The following is a 19,207-nucleotide window of genomic DNA, read 5'->3' as shown; positions in this document are numbered from 1 at the left end:
TAAAGACCTAATTGAACGCTAAATTTTAACCAAACGCTAATCTATGAGGCCAAAAATTAGTTATATCCTCGCTTTTTTCCTATTGTTTATCGGGCAACTTGGTGTGCAAACCGTATGGGCGCAGCAGGTCATGCAACTTAAAGGCAGGGTGACGGACAAGAACACCGGAGAAGCCATTTCGGGGGTGAGTATCCTCGAAAGGGGGACTTCGAATGGTACCAGTACTGACGAAAACGGACTGTTTAACCTAAGTGTCTCCGCCGGAGCGCGGATTGTATTTACTGCTGTAGGCTATGATAGTCGCGAATTTATCCCGAGGGAAGCACTCGTTGATGTTAGCTTGTCGCCCACATCCAATCAATTAGACGAAATCGTAATTGTGGGCGCCAGTATTAAAAAGGGCGACCTGACGGGAGCAGTGACACGTATTGATAGCAAGAAACTCGCAGAATTACCGGTTACTGGGGTGAATCAAGCTATGGAGGGCCGCTTGCCCGGTGTGCTTATTCAAAGTAATCCGCGTCCGGGTGGCAATGCCAGCATCCGCGTGCGTGGAAACAATTCCATTCAATATGGCGGCAATCCGATCTATGTAGTGGATGGGTTGATCATTGAAGATGCCGTTAATACCATTAACCCAGACGATATCTCCAGTATAGACATCTTAAAAGATGCCTCAGCAACGGCCTTATATGGTTCGCGCGGCGCCAATGGTGTGATTGTGATTACTACCAAGAAAGGGCAAGGGGAAGGGCAGATAAATTATAATGGCTGGTATGGCGTGCAGGAGTTTAGTAAAATGATACCCTACATGGGTGCACAGGACATCTTTAACCTTCGCTTGGACGCCTTCGCTAACCAATATATGGATAACAACCCAGGTGCCGACCGCCAAGCTTATATTGATCAGCTATTAGCAGACGGATCAGAAGCTTTCGCCGATTACGAATTCGAGACTTACCGTTCGGGACGCAGTTATAATTGGTTGGAAGAGATAACCCGCACAGGGAAGCAACAAAATCATAGTTTGAACTTTTCGAAGGGAGGTGAAACCGGTTCTGTGTACCTGGGCTTGAACTTTACCGATCAACTGGGTCTGGTGAAAAATTCAAGCTACAAACGTTATGGCGGGCAGGTCAATATCGATCAGCAGATAAAGCCATGGCTTAAAGTTGGAACAAACACATCAGTTACCCGAACCGAAGAAGGGCTATTGGCTGATGGGGTCTTTAACATTGCTGCCAATGCGAATCCTTTGCTCGCCATTAATGATCAGATGAATTATTTGCGTTGGGCGAATGTGGAATCGACGGATCTTTACAACCCGATAAGGAGCTTACGTATCGACGGAAACAACTTTTTGAACAGGGTAATGACCAACAACTATATCAACATTCAACCAATTCAAGGCCTGAATATCCGGACAAACTTATCCGTAGACCTCCGCAACCAACAGACTTACTGGTATACACCCAAAGATCTCGGCGAATCTTTGCGTAACTCAACAGAAGGGACTGCCAATCACCGCAAAGATGAGACTTTATATTGGCAATGGGATAATGCGATCACTTATGACAAAAGTTTTCAGGAGAAGCATAACCTCTCTGCACTCCTCAGTATGAGTGTTTCAAAGCAAAATTATAATTATAATCAGGTAAATGCCTTAGGTTTTGCAACTGATGATTTTTCCTATAAATATTTAAGTGGTGCTTTTTTGAGAGACCGTTTCGAGCTAGGCTCTGACTTTACAACGTACTCGTTAATGAGTTACATCGGTCGGGTTAACTACAATTACGCGAATAAATACTATGCGACGTTAACAGCAAGATATGATGGTTCGTCACGCTTCGGCCCGAACAACAAATGGGGCTTATTCCCCTCTTTGGCTTTGGCTTGGAATATCGCAGAAGAAGTTTTCTTCAATAAAGAAGTAGTCAATCTTCTAAAGCTGCGTGGCGGTTATGGTATTGCAGGCAATCAAAACATTCCCGACTTTGCCTTTCGTTCCTTGTACCGGCCGGTTTACTCCAATAATTCGGTGACCTATGTGTCAGACGGGCGTTTGGGAAATGAAGATTTAAAATGGGAAAAGCAGAAACAGCTGAATATAGGTTTAGATGCCGCTCTACTAAACGACCGCTTTTCCTTTAGTTTCGATTATTTCCATATAAATAACGACGATTTGCTAATGCAGCGCACTTTATCGCTGACGTCGGGCTTTTCAAATACCATCGCCAATGTGGGGGCTTTGCAGAACAAAGGACTAGAGTTTGTCGCTAATGCCGCTATTTTGAGGGAAGGAGAGCTGAAATGGAATTTTAGTGTCAATATCTCTTCCTATAAAAATAAAATCACGAAGCTATACGGTGATGTGACGGCGATTTACAACCGTGGCGGTTTCACCGGCGTGGAAATTCAGCGGGAAGGGAACCTGTTTTTGGGCGAGTCACTCAATAATATATTTGTTTATCAATTCGATAAGATTGCCCAAGTAGAAGATATGGAGCGTCTTGCGGGCATGGACTTCGGAGGAAGGACCGTTAGGCCGGGTGATATTCTTCCGTTGGACCGCGATGGCAATGGCATCATTGATGAAAACGATCGATTTGTGGTGGGAAATAAAGATCCTAAATTTTATGGCGGTTTTTCTACCGATTTAGCCTATAAGGGTTGGAGCGTAAATGCAGTATTCAGTTATAATTATGGTGCCAAAGCGTTAAGTTACCTCTATGAAGGCTTGATGGGCGGAAGTGGTATGTATGCTTCGCATGAAGACATGAATGATCGATGGACGCCGGAGCACACCAATACCAATATTCCGAGGGCCTTTTTCGGTGGCGGCCGCTACGGCGCCGGCGATACAAATTGGAGCGTACAGGATGCTTCTTTTCTAAGATTAAACGCACTGACACTTTCCTACACTTTTAACACATCCCTTGCGCAACGCTATAAGCTTAATAATCTGCGCATATATACTACCGCAAGCAATTTGTTCACCATAACCGATTACAAAGGCTACGATCCAACTGGAGGAGACGACTATCCGATGGCTCGCATGTTTGTTTTTGGACTAAACATCGGGCTCTAAATCGCTGAACAGATCGTATATTAAAGAACCAAAAGATGAAAACAGTTATCAAATATAGTCTCTTGTTGCTGATCCTGATTATTTCTTCATGCAGCAACTTTTTAGAGCAAGAGCCGCAAACGGCCCTGACAGAAGAACAGGTTTTTAGTGAGCTCGACAATATTGAACCGTTGGTGTTGGGCCTCTATACGAGTTGGCGGAATACGCGGAAAGATCGGGGAGGTTTCGTCTTTTTATTGGGTACCGACGAAGTGCAACAAGGCGCCTATCAAGTGCTGACAGATGCCAGCCAAGCCGGCCTAGACCGCTATAACGGTTTCTTGTCGCCGAGTAATAACGCCTTGGCTGAGCAATGGGATAGTCGATGGCCGGTTATTGCAGCGGCGGCAAGGGTGATTTCGTCCTTACAGTTTAACGAACAGGATCCCAATCGAAAAAATATTTTACTAGGCGAAGCGAGTTTTATTCGGGCAGCCTTAACTTTTGAGATGGTTCAATACTGGGGAGACGTGCCCATTATCGATGTGGATCGCTTTGATGAACTGGGTACCGCTAGGCAGCCACAGGAGGCTGTTTACAGTTACATCATTCAGGACCTGGAGCATGCTATCGCCTATTTGCCCATTACACAAAGTGACAAACGGAGGGCAACCAAAGGGGCTGCAGAGGCACTGCTCGGAAAGGTATACCTATATGCGCCGGAAGAATCCGGCGTGCGGGATTATGGAAAAGCTTTGGAACATTTTGAAGCAGTAGTTAATAGTGGCGTATATAGTTTAGTAGCCAATTATGCCGACCTATGGAGCCCGGCGTATCCAAACACAAACGAGTCGCTCTACGAATTTCAGTTCAATAATGTTTGGCCGGATAATAATCAATGTCAATGGCAGACTGGCTCGCGGGCAGTAGCCTTGGTAGACCAATACGCGTATTTTGGCGGCTACGACCTGTTGGTGCCAACGCCATATTGTTACGCGGACCGAAGTGCGGGTGGCATTTGGGAAGCGGGCGACCTGCGGAGATCGGAGAGTATTCGCTACGATTTTACATACAGGGGAGTGCCCACACCGCTGCAACCCGGCTGGGGAGGCGATGAGCTCGATCCGCACGTGAAAAAATACGAAGATCCGCGGACAGATGGGACGCTCAGTTTCTGGAATTCGGGAAAAAATATTTTTTACCTCCGTTATGCAGATGTGCTACTGTGTTATGCAGAAGTGTTAAATGAATTGGGGCGTACTGCTGAGGCGGTTAATATTGTTAATACGACGGTGCGTCAAAGAGCATGGGGCGGTAACTTGCCGCCGGAGGCCCATTGGCAGGGCGGAATGTCGCAAGCGGAGTTTCGAACAAACATATTGGATGAGCGGATGCGTGAACTGTGTTTTGAAGGCTTGAGGCGTATGGACCTCAATCGTACCGGCATGCTGACAACCCATGTTCCGGCTCGGAACCGTTGGGCGCAGCAATCAAATACCATTCAGTCGTACCATCGGTACTACCCGATCCCTTTACAAGAAATCAGACAAAATGAAGATATCAGCGAAAACGATCAGAACCCAGGCTATGCGAATCAATAAACCTGTTTTTCTACCTTATATGTTCTTATTTGCTTTGTCGGCCTTTAGCAGCTATACAAAAGCCGAAGAGTTGGAACTGCAATCGCCCGACGGAAAACAACGTGTCCGCGTGGAGATAAGTGATAGCCTCCGTTTAAGCGTTCAATACGACGGTTTGCCAGTTATTCGTTCGTCTGCAATAGGTTTGGAGCTAGCGGATGAGACGTTGGGTCGTAAACCGAAGCTTTTAAAGCAAAAGACATTTGAAAGCAGGGAAGAAGTTAAACCGCTTTATGGGCAATCGGCCCGTATTACGGACGACTTCAACGCGCTTACCCTTTTCTTTCAAGGCGATTATACCTTGATGTTGCGGGCTTATAACGAAGGGGTAGCTTATCGTTTTGTAACGTCCAAGCAGGACTCTTTGGAGATAGTCAATGAAATTGCTCATTTTGCCCTTGATCGAAAAAGTGGCGCTGTACTGCCCATGGTGGAGAACTTTACGTCTTGGGAGGTGCCGTATGAGAAGTACACGACACTAGACAGTATTGCGGCTGGCAAACACTCGCTAACGCCGGCCCTCTTTCTGGATGAGCAAAAGAAGTTGAAAACCGTCATCGCCGAAGCGGCTGTTTTTGATTATCCGGGCATGTACCTGCAACTGGGGCCAGTAAGAGTAAAAGGCTTATGGGCAGCCTACCCGGCACAGACGGAGTTGGGTAGTTGGGGGAACTTCGTGTCGGTAGTAAAGGAGAGAAAGCCTTTTATAGCCCGAACCGCTGGAACCCGTGCTTTCCCTTGGCGAGTGATTATGGCGACGACGGACGAAACGTCTTTGCTCAGCAACCATTTAGTCTACCTTTTAAATGAAGACCCGGACAGGGGAAAAGATTACAGTTGGGTTAAACCGGGAAAGGCTGCATGGGAGTGGTGGCACGACGCTATTCTGACCGGCGGATCGATCCCTTCCGGTATGGATAACCGGAATACAGCGCTCTATACCTATTATGTGGACTTTGCTGCCCGCAATCGCTTGGAGTACATGATGGTTGATGCGGGCTGGTCTAATGTCTACGATTTAAAAAAAGGTAATCCACAAGTGGATATAAAGGCGGTAATTAAGCATGCAAGATCGCGAAATGTGAACGTGTTTTTGTGGTGTGTAGCCACTACCTTATTGGATGATCTGGAAGGCAATCTTGATTTTATTAAGTCGTTGGGAGCGGTAGGCGTGAAAGTGGATTTTTTCGACAGAGATGATCAACTCGCCATGCGTTCAATGGAAAGGATTGCCCGAGCGGCAGCAGCACGGCAGCTGCTGGTGAACTTTCATGGCTGTACAAAACCTTCGGGCTGGCAACGCAAATATCCTCATGTGTTGAACTATGAAGCCGTTAGGGGTGAGGAATGTTCCAAATGGGATTATACGTCTGATCCGGACTATCATTTATTGATACCCTATATCCGGATGTTAGCCGGTCCCTTAGATTATACACCTGGCTCTATGCGCAATGCGACGAAAGAAGTTTTCAAACCAGTGGATCCTGGATTGCCCTCCACTATGGGGACACGTTGTCATGAATTGTCTTTGTTTGTTCTTTTTGATCAGCCCTTGGCCATGTTAAGCGACTCGCCCGACGAGTATGAAAAGTATCCGGATGTTTTGGAGTTTCTTTCGGATGTGCCCACGGTTTTTGATGAAACAAAGGCCTTGCAAGGTAGGTTGGGCGAATACCTTGTGCTAGCGAAGCGGAAAAATGACGATTGGTTTGTAGGTCTGAGTACGAATTGGGCGAAACGGCAGCTGACAGTGGATTTCTCCTTTTTACCGGTAAATAAAAATTATCAGTTAAAGTTATTTCGGGACGATTTAAGCCAGCCGCATGATGCTTCCAGTTATATAGCTGAAACGTTAACCGTTAACAGCGCGAGTAAATTGGATCTTCACCTGGCAGCGGGAGGAGGTGCCGTGATGCAATTAACCTTAGTTGAATAAAACGACTTCACTGCTTCGGAAACCCGCATCGGGTTTCCGAAGTTATTGTTGTGCAAAAAAATGTGTCTCGGAATGGAAAGACAAGGTTAGGCGGTACCTATTTCTAATACAACCCGGCCTTCAATTCGACCTTTTTTCATATCATCAAAAATCTGGTTGATGTCCTCTAATCGGCCTGCGTGGACGGATGCTTTTACTTTGCCTTCTACCGCAAAACTAATCGCTTCTTGCATGTCTTTTCTCGTACCTACAATAGACCCTCTCACCGTATACCGATTGAGGACGGTGTCGAAAATGGGTAGATCAAAACTGCCCGGAGGAAGCCCGTTCAGTGAGATGGTGCCTTTTCTGCGCAGTGCTTCCATACCTTGTTTGAATGCAATAGGCGAAACAGCGGTTACTAGGACACCATGCATTCCTCCTGTTTCTTGTTTTAGATAAGCGCCTGGATTTGTTTCTTTCGCGTTGACAGTAAGATCGGCTCCCAATGATTTTGCCAATGCCAGTTTATCCTCTGCCACATCAATAGCTGCTACATGCAAGCCCATGGCTTTGGCATATTGAACGGCAAGGTGGCCTAACCCGCCCACACCCGAAATCGCTACCCATTCGCCGGGTTTGGTGTCTGTCTCTTTTAAACCTTTATATACGGTAACGCCGGCGCAAGTGATAGGGGCGACTTCCAAAAAGTTGACGCCTGCCGGAAAACGGGCTACATAACGTGCGTCGGCCACGACGTATTCAGCATAGCCGCCGTCGACGCTGTAGCCGCCGTTTTGCTGACTTTCACAAAGTGTTTCCCAACCGCTTATGCAATACTCACAATAGCCGCAGGCACTGAACAACCAAGGCACGCCTACAATGTCGCCTTCTTTTACGTTTGTTACGGATGGTCCCAACTCAACTACATAGCCTACGGCTTCGTGTCCCGGAATTAAAGGTAATTTTGGTTTTACGGGCCAGTCGCCTTCACAGGCATGCAAATCGGTGTGGCACACGCCGCAGGTGACGACTTTCACTAGAATTTGGTTCTCCCTGGGGCGCTTTACCGGTACTTCTTCTATTTGTAGCGGTTCTCCGAACGCATGTAGAACGGCTGCTTTCATTGTTTTTGGTATCATAGCCTTTTGTTTTTGTCTGTACCCAAAGGTAGGTGGCTGCATAGAGGTCGGACATGATCGCGCTCAAGCTTATAAATGATTGTCGTCACAAAGCGTTTCCTACTTGATAACTGCTTGTACAAGCTGGTTCTATTACTTATCGTCCTGTTGGTGAACTTATTCGTTTTCTAGGGGTTATACAAAGGTTGACTTTTTAAATTTAAGTTGAAAGAAGGGCGAACATAAGGTTGCCGGTTTTATGGTCGAATAATGAGCAAGATGAATAGTCAGTCAGGATCCGATGCTGCGCGCTACGGTTATAAGGGCTTAACGCCTGCAGAAGTAGCCCGGCAGCGGCGTAGCGGAGGAGAGAACCTCGTCGAAGCTAAAAAGGAGGGAGGCCTCTTTTTTATGGTGCTTCAACTGGTTAAAGAACCAATGGTACTCCTGCTGTTATCCGCATCGGCTATTTATTTTGTCAGTGGCGAAAAGGCGGAGGCCATTTTTTTAGCGGTATCTATTGTGCTTATTGCAGTCATTTCGATTTTTCAGGACACGAGGAGCAGAAATGCGATCGCCAAGCTACGACAGATCACAGCACCAATGAGCAAAGTAATCCGTTCGGGCAACCTTGAAATGATCAACAGTAAAGACCTCGTACGCGGCGATTACCTGGTGGTAGAGGAGGGAGACACCATTGCTGCCGATGCCCGTGTGTTAGCTAGCCATGACTTCGCGGTGAATGAATCAATTCTTACAGGCGAATCATTAGCAGTTTCCAAGAACGAAGCTAAAAATGATATTCGTATTTTCCAGGGAACGAGTGTGGTAAGCGGTTCGGCAGTGGCTGCCGTTACAGCCATAGGACAGAAGACGGAGCTTGCAAAAATAGGAAAGAGTATTGCCGATATAGTAGTTGAAAAGACGCCTCTTGAGATCCAATTAAGGAACTTTGTGACGAAAATGGCTTATGCGGGTACATTGGTATTTCTGATTGTTTGGGCAATCAATTATGCCGAATCCTTTGCTGTTTTGGATAGTCTGCTCAAGGCTTTGACCTTGGCCATGAGTATTTTACCGGAGGAGATTCCGGTTGCGTTTACCACATTTATGGCTTTGGGGGCATGGCGCCTTATGAAGGATGGTGTACTGGTTAAGCAGATGAAGACCGTAGAGGCTTTGGGAAGCGCCACGGTGATATGCACGGACAAGACGGGTACGCTGACGGAGAATAAAATGAGTTTGGTCAGTATCTATGCATGGAGTGAGGATGAATTTTATCATATCGGCGAGCAGGGCTTGGATAAGGCCGCTCAGTCTGTATTGCGTACGGCAATGTGGGCCAGTGAAGTGGCCCCTTTTGATCCGATGGAACAAGCGCTTCATCAAGCATATGAAAGGTTGTGCGATTTGGATGAACGGCCGCTGTTCCACATGGTGTATGAATATCCTTTAGGAGGAACACCGCCTATGATGACGCATGTTTTTGAAAATGGACACGGAGAGCGGATAGTTGCTGCGAAAGGTGCGCCGGAAGCCTTTTACGCTGTTTCAAACTTCAGTAAGGATGATAAAGACCGCCTTGAAGCCGCCATCCATACCTTAGCAACAAAAGGGTACCGGCTACTAGGAGTCGGGCACTCCAATTTTTCGCAAGCTGAATTTCCCGAAAACCAAGTGTCTTTGTCGTTTGAATTTGTTGGCTTAGTGGCCTTTTATGATCCTCCCAAGAAGAACATCAAAGCAGTGCTCAAACAGTTCTATCGGGCGGGGATCAAGGTTAAGATTGTAACGGGTGATAATGCGGTAACCACATCGGCTATTGCAGAAGAAATCGATTTTTATGGTAGGGATCAGCACATTGAAGGGGCAGCGCTGTTGCAGCTGGAGGAGCCCGCTTTAACGAAAGCGGTGATGGAAAACCAAATTTTTAGCCGCATGTTCCCAACCGCGAAATTGAAAGTAATGGACGTGTTAAAAATGAGCGGAGAGGTTGTTGGAATGGTGGGCGATGGTGTTAACGATGGGCCCGCTTTAAGGGCGGCTCATATCGGCATCGCGATGGGGAAAAAGGGATCGGAAATGGCAAAAGAAGCGGCGTCTTTAATCTTGCTGGAAGACGACCTTTCGAAAATGCTTACTGCGGTAACCATGGGCCGTAAAATTTATACCAATCTGAAAAAGGCGATCCAATATATTATTTCAATCCATATACCGATCATTTTGGTCGTCTTCATACCGCTGGTACTTGGTTGGATGTATCCTCATGTTTTTTCTCCGGTACACGTTATATTTTTAGAGCTGGTTATGGGGCCTACTTGCTCTATTGTATATGAAAATGAACCCGTCGAACCGAATATCATGGATAAAAGACCACGTCCGCTAAGTGAGACCTTCTTTACGTGGAGAGAGCTAGGTACCAGCATCGTGCAAGGGCTAGCTATTACAGTGGGCGTGTTAGCTGTATATTGGAGCGGTGTTTATACGGGGCAAGGGGAAGCTGTGGTTCGCACGATGGTGTTTCTTACATTAATTACGGCTAATATTGCTTTGACATTGGTTAACCGTTCTTTTTATTATTCGCTTTTTGAGGTGCTCAGGTATAAGAATGTGCTTATCCCGTTGATAATTTTTGTTACTGTATTTATGCTCGTATTGTTTCTGACAATAGCGCCGTTGAGGAACTTTTTTGGTTTTGAACCACTTTCTATGCGTCAGCTTTCAACTAGCACGCTGGTTGGCTGTTTAAGTGTTATATGGTATGAGCTTGTCAAATGGTTTAAGAGGCGAAAGATGCTGGCCATTTAATAGGGCCGGTGACTGGGTAAATAGCAGTGACGCACAAATTATGATCACGATCATTAGAAAGGGTTATCTAAATCAGTTAAAAGGAACTTGAAAGTACGTAAATTTGGTTTGTCAAGCTTAATGGTAGGCATCAACGGAGAAGGTAAATATAAATAGGTGATGAAGAATATATTACTGATGGTCGACGTATCGAACAGAAAAGATAACGTTTTGCAATACGCATTGCGGTCAGCACAACAGCTGAAATCGAATATAACGCTGTCGTATATCCTAGATGAAAAGGCTTCGAACTATGCGGAAGTCTTATTTGATATAGAAAAGTTAAGGGATGAGCTCGAATACCTTATTACGCCTTTTGATTACAAGCCCATCATAACCAGCTTAGTCGAAAAGGGTAATTTTGGAGAGGCTACACGGGCTTTGGTTAAAGACCAGCATATAGATCTCATTCTGATGGGAGCTACCGAAGGGAGTAATACCACTGGTTTTTTATTCGGCAATAAGGTCCGGGAAATTGTTGATTCAGTAAGCTGTCCCATTTTATTAATACCCGAGCGGGTTACCTTTGAGGGAATAAAAAACATTCTGTATATCACTGATATAAGGTATATCAACCTAAAGGTTTTGAATGAGCTCGTTCATTTTAGTGAACGGTTAAAGGTAAAGTTGTCTATTTTGCATGTGAGCGCCGACGGCTTACCGCCCTTGGCAGACGAGGCCACTGACGCTTTATTTGCAGATGCGGTGTATTCCCGCGTCGGATCAGCAATAACTGTTTATAAAAGCGGTAAGGACGAGCAGGCCGAAGCACTAATCTACGAGCTATTAGCGGAAGGGCAGCAGGGTGTTGTTGCGATCGCAAACCGTAAATATCATTTCTTTGATCACTTGTTTGCCGCTACACCTGCCGAAGGGGCAGCGATTTACAAACAGCTACCGATTTTGGTGATGCCTGCGAAATAAATGCCTGGTATTCACCTAGCGAACGCCATGTTGCTGGATGGCCTTTATGTAACGCTTTAGTTCCTGTTTTGCCTTAGGCGCCAATAAGAATAAACCAATCATGTTGGGAAAGGCCATGGCTAAAATCATTGCGTCGGAGAATTTAATAACGGAGTCGAGCGTTGCTGCGGCGCCGATTATGATGAAGACCAAGAAAAGAATTTTGTAACTGAGATCTGCCCATTTTGATCGGCCAAATAAAAATTTCCAAGATTGAATGCCATAATAAGACCAAGATAGCATCGTAGAGAAGGCAAATAGAAAAATAGCAACGGTCAGTACGATGGAAAAATGTGGGATGACGTCTTCGAAGGCCATGCTTGTGAGTTTTACGCCGCCTGCGGTCTCACCCGTGGCTTCGATAATCACATTTCCCAAGGCATCTTGTTGTCCATACGTAAACGCACCGCTGCTATTGAAAAAGATAATGGTGAGTGCGGTTAGGGTACAAACAACAACGGTATCAATAAAGGGTTCGAGCAAGGCGACCAAGCCTTCGCTAGCGGGATAACGCGTGCGAACGGCCGAATGCGCAATAGCGGCCGAACCGATACCGGCCTCATTCGAGAAGCACGCTCTCCGAAAGCCAGTAATTAGAACACCTACAAATCCCCCAAGGCCGGCCGCAGGACTAAAAGCCTGATTGATGATCAGGCCGAAAGCTTCACCGATATAGCTGTAATGATAACCGACAACTGTTAGGCAACCTAATATGTATACGACTGCCATCAATGGAACCAGTTTTTCGGTCAGTTTACCGATCCGTTTGATACCGCCAATAATAACTAAGCCTACCATAAGGGCTAGTGCCACTCCGAATAAGGTTTTTACGAAACCTCCTTCTACGCCCAAGGTATTCGTGAGCTGGGCGATCGCTTGGTTGGATTGAAGGGCGTTGCCTCCACCTAAAGAGGCGCCCACACCCATCACGGCAAATACAACGGCTAAAAATTTACCGAATTTGCCAGCGCCGATTTCTTTCAATCCCTTGGTTAAATAGTACATCGGACCCCCATAGGTTCTGCCTGCTGCATCGACGTCCCGATACTTTACACCCAACGTACATTCTACAAATTTAGTGGTCATTCCTAACAGACCGGAAATGATCATCCAAAAGGTGGCGCCCGGACCACCAATGGCGATCGCAACGGCAACACCGGCAATATTCCCTAAGCCAACTGTGCCCGAGACCGCCGTGGTGAGTGCTTGGAAATGCGTGAGCTCTCCAGCGGCGTCTTGATCCTCCTTTTTTTTCGAGTCGCCAGTGGATCCCACCTCAAAATGGTCATAAGCGCCTCGGACGGCTTTTAATGCGATAGGAATTCGGTGCAAATTGACAAACCTAAAATAGATGGTAAAGAAAGCGGCGCCGCATATGAGTAAAATGAGCACCAAGGGGATGGAGACGGTGTCTGAAAACGGTATTTCTACAAAAACGACTTGTTCCCACCAGTCGGCAATAGGGCTAAACCAAGCGTCGATCTGTTTATCGATGCCTTTGTTTTGGCCGAAAGCTGAATAGATAGAAGAATTTATAATTAGTAAAAAGGAAAAGGCTGTTTTGAATAACTTCATGCAATAAATTCTTTTGATTTTGCTAAGTGAAACTGTCTTGAGGGGGCACAAAATAGGAAGATAGCGTTGGAATGTCAAGAAAAAAGGGTAAAAAAACGAATTCAAGTATAACTTGATTGTTTATTATATTTTTATAATACAAAAAACGAGAACGATAATCAATTATTCTGCCATATTTACATTCTTGTCAATTCCGAATTGGCTGCTGCCAAATTTACAGTCGCAACGTATTTACGGGATTGAGGGGAGATAGGCACCATTTAAGGTTCGATTAAAAGATCAGCCTGCCTATAGAATCGGGCGGGGACGTACAATTTGACAAAAATTGGCATGGCTGCATGATGCTTGCGGCGTATCGGACGTACTATTTGTCGAGAAATGGATCTCGGCATGTAAACAGAATAAACATGAAGATACTTGTAATTGGTGGGGGGAATATGGGCTTCACTTATGCTGAAGCCATGGCGAAATCTAATTTTCTAAAAGCAGGGGATTTAATGATTGTAGACAGAAATGAAGATAAGCGGGAGCGGCTGGCTGCAACAGGACTCTTTGAAGTTTATGACGATATAGCATCCTGTATACCGAAAGCGGATCTTGTTTTTCTCGCGGTAAAGCCGCTACATGCGGCGGATTTGATGGAAAGTATGCGCCCGCTGGTAAATACCGAACAAGTTTTTATTTCCATCATGGCGGGCGTAACGCTGGAAAGCCTGGCGATGGGGCTTGGTACAGATAAAGTTGTACGTGCTATGCCGAACCTGCCCGCATTGGTCGGGCTGGGTATGACCTCTTTCACAGCGGCCGCTGGGGTGTCCCGATTGGAGCTGTCGACTGTGGAGATGTTGTTGAACACGACAGGGCGGTCCATTGGACTCAAGTCGGAGCGGGCGGTGGACGCGTCTACAGGCATTTCCGGCAGTGGCCCGGCTTATATTTTTTATTTCATGGAATCGATGATTGAGGCAGCTCAGAAAATGGGCTTTTCATCAAAAGATGCCAGACTGCTGGTGGGTCAGACCTTTGCGGGCGCCATTGAGCTTATTAACAATTACAACTTGACGCCGCAGGACTGGATACAACGGGTGGCTTCTAAAGGCGGGACAACTCAGGCTGCACTGGATTCGATGGAAGAGAATAATGTCAAAGAACTTATCAAAGAAGCCGCCTATGCTGCTTTTCACCGTGCCGCAGCATTGGGAAGGGAGTTTGATCATGTATAGTAATACGGCTACCGACAGCTTTTGTCGATAGCTGTATTATAACCGATGTAGAGCATCTTATACGATCGCCGGCAGATCAGCCTCTTCACTATCTAACACCAATAACCAATCATTGCCGTTGCCATTCGTTGGCGGCGTAAAAAGGGTGATGGCACGATCAGGATAAGAAGCAATAAAATGGGTTGTGCCATTTTTTGGATGGTACCAATAGGCTTGAACCGTCCCCTTGACTTTGTTGAGATCTACGTGAAAGGCTTGTCCTAAAGCGGCGTAAACCAAGGCGAAACTGTGGTCATTTGCGACGGCTCCACAGATATAGGTGCTGTCCTTACCCGCTGATCCAAAGATGAGCGATTGATCAGGTGTCAGCTTGGCGAAATTGCGCGCCAGGAAGAGCTTTTTTAGGTGTTTGACACCGTTCGCTCCGGGACTATGTAAAGCGGTTTTCCAGTCACTTAAGCAGGGGATTTGGAAAAAGCCTTTATGCTCAAAAAATTGCCAGATGGCGTTGTTGCCATAAGTATAACCACAGGCTCCGGATAGAAAGTTCCAGTAAGCTTGTACACGGACATCGTAATCCGTGAAATAGCCATATTTAAAATACGATGTATCGGCAAGACATTTATTCTCGTCCAGAACAGCTGAGGGAACTCGCTGCGGGTTGTTCCAATCTATAAATTCCCAAAACCGTATCGGGATACCTTCGTAAGCGGGTTCTGCCTCAATGAAGGGTTTAAGGGGTTGTAGCAGTAAATGTTTCGCAGCCATTTGATAGACGGGGAAAAACCGCTTAGCGTGCCCGCTTTGATAGCTGTTAAAGGCAAGCCACGACGCATTATGAAACCAAAGGGCGGAGGTCGACTCGCCCGCAGGATGGTAGGTTATAGGATGTTTTCCTTCGTCACCGGCTTGTAAACCCCTAGCCATTGCATCCCAAATTGCTTTTACCTCTAGATTGCTTACGTTGCGATCGCCTCCTAGCATCCAGATGATGGGCTTATTGCGGTAGCGCCTACCGAGAAACTTGCCATAGTGATAAGCGTTGGCTTCAGTAAAAATCACGGGCCCCGCTCCGGGCCGATTGGATAAAACTTTGTCGCCCCATGTCGGCAATAAAGCTACTTGAAGGCCTAACCGGGCCGCTTGATCAATCACCTCATCGATATGTTTAAAGTATCGTTCATTGGGTTGCTCGGGTTGCAGGTTCTTAAAGGGCAGGTCGCCATAAAAGTTAGGAGACTTAAGGCCATCATGTTCCGATAAAATGACCGCTTGAATAACCGTGAAGCCCTGTGCTGCGCGGGTTTGTAGATAGTAGCTGGCATCCTCTATGCTCAACGTATGAAAGAGCTCCCAGGCAGTGTCGCCTAGCCATAAAAAAGGACTGTCTGCCTGCTGGATATAGTTTGTACCAGGACTCACATGCAATTGATTGAAGGCACTTTTCGGATAGATAAATAGCAATAGGAAAAGTATGGTACAAGTTACGGTTTGTTGCATGACGGCCGCTGTTAAGCGCTTCCGTTCGGTGTAAAGCAAGGGGAAATCAACGGCGTATTTCTCCGTTGAAAAAACGGTGAAGGGATTGCTGGATGTTAATGACGTAAATCCCTTTATTATATATTGACTGTTCATGGTGTTATTTTTAGATCTGGTTACACTAAAGTAAATAAATTCAATCAGCCTGCAAGTTGCGCTAGCTGTAACGTTTTATATGAAAATGTCTATATTCGCATAATTAATAGATGTTTAAGAATCGGTATTTGATCAATGAAGCCCAAATTTATCGCCATAAGTGAGGAGATTATCGAAAAAATTATATCGGGCGAACTGTTGCCGGGTGATAAGGTTCCTTCCGAAAATGAGCTGATCAAAATATATCAAATCAGCAATACGACTGCCCGTAAAAGTCTGCTCGAGATTGAATCCAAAGGGTGGGCGCGGAGAATAAAAGGAAAAGGCACCTTTGTGCTGAACCGCACTTCCGGTCATCAGCTCTTGCGTACCTTGGGTTCTATTGATGCAACCCGTAGAGGTTTTAATGAAGGCCTCAAAGTAGAGGGCTTCACCCCCAGAAACGTGCTTTTGGAGAAAACGATCCTGAAGGAAGGCGTTTCTTCTGCTATTATGGGTAAGCATTATATTATTCAAGGACCTGTATTGAAGATTCATCTGCTCCGATATGCCGATGATGATGTGTTAAAAGACGAGGTTCGTTATATTTCTCTGCAACTATGCCCAAAGATCGATCGATTATCTACGGACGTTTCTTATTTTAAAACATATGAAGATCATTATAAATTAAAAATTAATGATATTAAGCAAACTTTAAGCGCCGATATTCTGCATCCTAAAGACAGCCACAACAATTTTGAGGTGGATACACCGATCGCGGTATTTGCTTTAGACGGTGTAGTACTAACACCCACAGAAGAGGTAATCGAAATCGAGCAGTCCTATTACCGGGGCGATAAGTATAAATTTGCGGTGGTGGCACATCCACAGTACGAGCCTTCAATAAAGTAATCCATTATTTTCCTGTCCATTCGGCTATTTCAGTGCGCGGTGCCAACAGCTTTTTAACGCGTTGCACCGTAAAAGCTTTCGGTACGTTAAATGCCACTTTTGCCCTAATGTCTTGGCTGGAACTGCCGAAATACAGCTCATACTGTCCTGCTTCAACTTCCCAGGCGCTTGTTTGACTGTCAAAGGAAGCTAGGGCGGACGGACCAAGCTGAATATTCACTTGTTGTGTTTCACCGGGCGCCAGTAAGTTAGTTTTGGCAAAGGCTTTCAATTCTTTAGTAGGTTTGTGCATACTTTTCCCTGGTGCCCGAAGGTAAACCTGTACTACTTCCCGGCCTGCCACTGTCCCCTTATTTTTAAGAGAGATGGACACTTGAAGGGTATCAGTGAAGCTCTTTGCGCTAAGTTTCGGTTTATCATAGGCAAACCGGGTGTAAGAGAGACCATGACCAAAAGGATAGGCAGTTGGCACTTGATAACTGTCATAATAACGATAGCCTACATAGATACCTTCTTCGTATATCACCTCCGACGGGTTTTCCATGGGCGTGCCCGGGAAGTTAGCAGCGGAAGGTACGTCTTCGTAGTGTAAGGGGAAAGTTGTGGTAAGTTTGCCGGAGGGGTTGATCCGACCACTAATAATATCGGCTAGAGCATGCCCTCCTTCCTGTCCCGGCTGCCAAGCCAAAAGAATGGCGTCCACTTCGTTTCGCCAACTAGCGGTTTCTATAACGCCACCGATATTCAGTACGACTACCACCTTTTTTCCTCTTTCGTGAAAGGCCGTTGAAACGCGAGTGATCAAGTCTTGTTCTGCAGTTGTTAGATAAAAATCGTTGCGTCTACGGTCACCCCCTTCGCCGAACACCCGCATGATGGAAATGATCGCCACATCGCTTGCCGCCGCTTGTTTACGTATCTGCTGCGTACTTATTGGTAGTTCGCTTAAAATACTGTCCAGTTTTGGCATGGCGGTGATTAAGCTGTCACGTTTGTCGAGTTTTCTTTTGCCTTTCTCCAGATAGCTCAAATATTGGTTTGCCAAATCTTCATCCACTACGAAACCCGCTGTTTGGAGTCCCTGTGCCAGGGAGACGCTATAAGCATTGTTAACCATACCACTTCCTGTGCCTCCCACCATCAGTTTATAAGAATAGTTGCCAAATAGCGCCGTTTTCTGTCTGCTGGCAAGAGGCAAAGTAGCGCCTTGGTTTTTAAGTAATACCAATGATTCGGCGGCAGCCTCCCTAGCCAGTTCCGCATGTTTCTTCAGATCGGGTTTATTGGTAACCGGGTGATTTTTAAAAGTGGGTGTGAGTTGGATTACATCCAGGATGCGGTGAATATTGCGGTCAACTTCTTCAGCAGCTAAGGCACCGTTTTCTAAGGCGCTGTCAATGCTGTTTGACCAAGCGGCTAAACCCGGCATCAACAGGTCGTTTCCGGCTTTCATTTGCGCAACGGCATTATCACCGCCATACCAGTCGCTCAGTACAAAGCCGTCAAATCCCCATTCTTTGCGCAGGAGATCTTCCAATAGCTCCGTGCTTTGCGAAGTATAGCAGCCATTGATTTTATTATAAGACGACATGACCGTCCAGGGTTTCCCTTCTTTTATTGCAATTTCAAAACCTTTTAAGTAGATCTCCCGTAAAGCGCGTTCGCTGAGGACAGTATTAATGGTGCGTCGGTTCGTTTCTTGATTATTAGCAGCGAAATGTTTTACCGATGTTCCCACACCTTGCGACTGGATGCCTTTAATTGCAGCGGCAGCCATTGTTCCGGATATAAGCGGGTCTTCCGAGTAATATTCGAAGTTACGGCCACCCAGTGGATTTCGGTGTATGTTTAATGCGGGTGCCAATAATATATCGACACCGTAGGCCAATGCTTCTTGTCCCATGGCTTCTCCTATCGCCTTTGCAACGTCGGGATCCCAGCTGGAAGCGACCAAATTGGCAACCGGAAATGCCGTGCAGTAATAATAGCTGGTGTCTCCATAACGTCGGGGTGCAATGCGCAAACCTGCCGGTCCGTCGGACAACATAACAGCAGGGATACCGAGATGCACGAAGGGGTAGGTGTAACCTCCAACACCCTCTATATTTTTTTGCGGATAGCCGGGCAAGGGCGTAGGAACTACTTCTCGCCGTTTCGCGCCAGTTACCATCAGTGCTTTTTCTTCGTTGGTCATGGCATCGATGACCTGTTGTGTGGAAGCATGTCCCAATTGCGGGAGAGGTGCTTGTGCCTGGGCTTGGAGGCTTAAAAGTATCGATAAAGCGATACTGAAAAATGGATATAAGATCGTTTTCATGGATGTAAGCTGC

The 19,207-nt window shown here is 46.2% G+C and carries 11 protein-coding genes; 7 read left to right on the top strand and 4 right to left on the bottom strand.

The window, feature by feature from the left end:
* Window positions 1-43: 43 nt before the first annotated feature.
* Genes EPX21_RS01690 through EPX21_RS01680 form a run of 3 tightly spaced genes read left to right on the top strand, consistent with a single transcriptional unit; the run spans window position 44 to window position 6,643 of the window.
* Window positions 44-3,088 (top strand): TonB-dependent receptor, encoded by a 3,045-nt coding sequence (locus EPX21_RS01690; RefSeq protein ID WP_134087943.1) that lies wholly within the window; start codon window positions 44-46, stop codon window positions 3,086-3,088.
* 35 nt (window positions 3,089-3,123) lie between these two features.
* Window positions 3,124-4,668 carry a RagB/SusD family nutrient uptake outer membrane protein gene (locus EPX21_RS01685; RefSeq protein ID WP_134087942.1) on the top strand — a complete coding sequence of 515 codons (1,545 nt, stop codon included), beginning with the start codon at window positions 3,124-3,126 and terminating at the stop codon, window positions 4,666-4,668.
* Window positions 4,619-6,643: a glycoside hydrolase family 97 protein gene (locus EPX21_RS01680; protein ID WP_134087941.1), complete on the top strand. Its 2,025-nt coding sequence runs from the start codon at window positions 4,619-4,621 to the stop codon at window positions 6,641-6,643. Before EPX21_RS01685 ends, EPX21_RS01680 begins: the two co-directional genes overlap by 50 nt.
* Window positions 6,644-6,729: 86 nt before the next feature.
* On the opposite strand, the gene adhP is transcribed toward EPX21_RS01680, so the two are convergent.
* Entirely contained in the window at window positions 6,730-7,764 is a 1,035-nt protein-coding gene (adhP, locus tag EPX21_RS01675; protein ID WP_134087940.1) for an alcohol dehydrogenase AdhP, read from the bottom strand.
* 258 nt (window positions 7,765-8,022) lie between these two features.
* Between adhP and EPX21_RS01670 the strand changes: the two genes are divergently transcribed.
* Window positions 8,023-10,551, top strand: coding sequence for a cation-translocating P-type ATPase (locus tag EPX21_RS01670; RefSeq protein WP_134087939.1), 2,529 nt, complete (start codon window positions 8,023-8,025; stop codon window positions 10,549-10,551).
* 159 nt (window positions 10,552-10,710) lie between these two features.
* Window positions 10,711-11,514, top strand: coding sequence for a universal stress protein (locus EPX21_RS01665; RefSeq protein WP_134087938.1), 804 nt, complete (start codon window positions 10,711-10,713; stop codon window positions 11,512-11,514).
* Between the two features lie 15 nt (window positions 11,515-11,529).
* Here EPX21_RS01665 and EPX21_RS01660 read toward each other — a convergent pair whose 3' ends face one another.
* Window positions 11,530-13,128, bottom strand: coding sequence for a sodium:alanine symporter family protein (locus EPX21_RS01660; protein WP_134087937.1), 1,599 nt, complete (start codon window positions 13,126-13,128; stop codon window positions 11,530-11,532).
* Between the two features lie 407 nt (window positions 13,129-13,535).
* Here EPX21_RS01660 and proC point away from each other — a divergent pair, with 407 nt between their 5' ends.
* Complete coding sequence (gene proC, locus EPX21_RS01655; RefSeq protein ID WP_134087936.1) at window positions 13,536-14,351, top strand: pyrroline-5-carboxylate reductase; 816 nt, start codon at window positions 13,536-13,538, stop codon at window positions 14,349-14,351.
* A gap of 57 nt (window positions 14,352-14,408) precedes the next feature.
* Here proC and EPX21_RS01650 read toward each other — a convergent pair whose 3' ends face one another.
* Entirely contained in the window at window positions 14,409-15,986 is a 1,578-nt protein-coding gene (locus EPX21_RS01650) for a glycoside hydrolase family 140 protein (protein ID WP_206105970.1), read from the bottom strand.
* Between the two features lie 135 nt (window positions 15,987-16,121).
* On the opposite strand from EPX21_RS01650, the gene EPX21_RS01645 reads away from it, so the two are divergent.
* Entirely contained in the window at window positions 16,122-16,877 is a 756-nt protein-coding gene (locus EPX21_RS01645; RefSeq protein WP_134087935.1) for a GntR family transcriptional regulator, read from the top strand.
* Between the two features lie 4 nt (window positions 16,878-16,881).
* On the opposite strand, the gene EPX21_RS01640 is transcribed toward EPX21_RS01645, so the two are convergent.
* Window positions 16,882-19,194 carry a glycoside hydrolase family 3 C-terminal domain-containing protein gene (locus tag EPX21_RS01640; protein WP_134087934.1) on the bottom strand — a complete coding sequence of 771 codons (2,313 nt, stop codon included), beginning with the start codon at window positions 19,192-19,194 and terminating at the stop codon, window positions 16,882-16,884.
* Window positions 19,195-19,207: the final 13 nt, after the last annotated feature.

It is taken from the genome of Olivibacter sp. XZL3 (assembly GCF_004368405.1).
Lineage (GTDB): Bacteria > Bacteroidota > Bacteroidia > Sphingobacteriales > Sphingobacteriaceae > Olivibacter.
This window is presented reverse-complemented; position numbering and strand designations above follow the sequence as displayed.

Bases quoted from the DNA above. Each gene is read 5' to 3' on its own strand.
- EPX21_RS01690 (WP_134087943.1), top strand. From the start codon at position 44: ATGAGGCCAAAAATTAGTTATATCCTCGCTTTTTTCCTATTGTTTATC.
- EPX21_RS01685 (WP_134087942.1), top strand. From the start codon at position 3,124: ATGAAAACAGTTATCAAATATAGTCTCTTGTTGCTGATCCTGATTATT.
- EPX21_RS01680 (WP_134087941.1), top strand. From the start codon at position 4,619: ATGAAGATATCAGCGAAAACGATCAGAACCCAGGCTATGCGAATCAAT.
- adhP (WP_134087940.1), bottom strand. From the start codon at position 7,764: ATGATACCAAAAACAATGAAAGCAGCCGTTCTACATGCGTTCGGAGAA.
- EPX21_RS01670 (WP_134087939.1), top strand. From the start codon at position 8,023: ATGAATAGTCAGTCAGGATCCGATGCTGCGCGCTACGGTTATAAGGGC.
- EPX21_RS01665 (WP_134087938.1), top strand. From the start codon at position 10,711: ATGAAGAATATATTACTGATGGTCGACGTATCGAACAGAAAAGATAAC.
- EPX21_RS01660 (WP_134087937.1), bottom strand. From the start codon at position 13,128: ATGAAGTTATTCAAAACAGCCTTTTCCTTTTTACTAATTATAAATTCT.
- proC (WP_134087936.1), top strand. From the start codon at position 13,536: ATGAAGATACTTGTAATTGGTGGGGGGAATATGGGCTTCACTTATGCT.
- EPX21_RS01650 (WP_206105970.1), bottom strand. From the start codon at position 15,986: ATGAACAGTCAATATATAATAAAGGGATTTACGTCATTAACATCCAGC.
- EPX21_RS01645 (WP_134087935.1), top strand. From the start codon at position 16,122: ATGAAGCCCAAATTTATCGCCATAAGTGAGGAGATTATCGAAAAAATT.
- EPX21_RS01640 (WP_134087934.1), bottom strand. From the start codon at position 19,194: ATGAAAACGATCTTATATCCATTTTTCAGTATCGCTTTATCGATACTT.